1 protein-coding gene is annotated in these 829 nt (G+C 38.6%); it reads right to left on the bottom strand.

All coding sequences use genetic code 11. From position 1 onward, the window contains the following. Window positions 1–829 (bottom strand): COG1361 S-layer family protein (locus tag ASJ81_RS22860; protein WP_095644991.1); only part of this gene is annotated, 829 nt, incomplete at both ends.

The raw sequence follows: 829 nt of genomic DNA, 5'->3' as shown, positions 1-829 counted from the left end.
TCTCTTTCCGGAGTTTCATATTTTAAAACCGTATCAATTCCATATACTTTAGGGACCGCTTCGCTATCTGCCTTAATTTTAATTTTTGCAACAGCCGTACTGCCGGGTGCTATAGTAGATAGGAATGCTGCACTATCGGTTGTACTTAAAGGATCAGCTGGATTAATTATCGCTTTAACGTTTCTTGCTTCTTCCTCGCCCGTATTTTTAACCGTTATATCAACTATATTCTCCCCACCTGGGGAAAGACTGCCTGTAGTGTTCACGATCTCAAAATCAGCCTGATCATTCACCTTAATCTTTAAGGTCAGATTCTGGTTCATCATTCCATACCAGCGGTTTGCATCATATGTCTGAGCAACTGCATCCGGATCCATTATTTGTACGTTTTTCTGGTAATCATAGGAAAGGTTCAGGTAAAGGTTGTATTCCCCAGCCTTTGCTTTCTTATCTATTTTTATATCGAATTTTGCTGGTGCTATTGAGTTTTCTCCACTTTTTACGGAACCGATTTCCTGACTTACCGATTTGACTTCAATCGGACTGTTCGGATCTGTTGAAAGAGAAGCTACTATGTTTGTAGCATCCACTATACTGCTTTCCAGCTTCATTTCTGTCCGAGCAGCATAGATCTCGTCCGCATCATAAGGAGTTTTGTCATTCTTGAAACCTAGTAATTTTCCTTTGTTCATCACATTAATATTCAAAGTAGTCGTTTGATCTCTATCAAATTCATTACTTCCAATAATATTGGCGTTAAGATCAGGACTGCCCTCTACAGTATAGTAATTTTTTCCAAGATCAAAGCTTTGAGGAACATTGTAATTAT

This window comes from Methanosarcina spelaei (genome assembly GCF_002287235.1).
In the GTDB taxonomy this organism is placed as follows: domain Archaea; phylum Halobacteriota; class Methanosarcinia; order Methanosarcinales; family Methanosarcinaceae; genus Methanosarcina; species Methanosarcina spelaei.
This window is presented reverse-complemented; position numbering and strand designations above follow the sequence as displayed.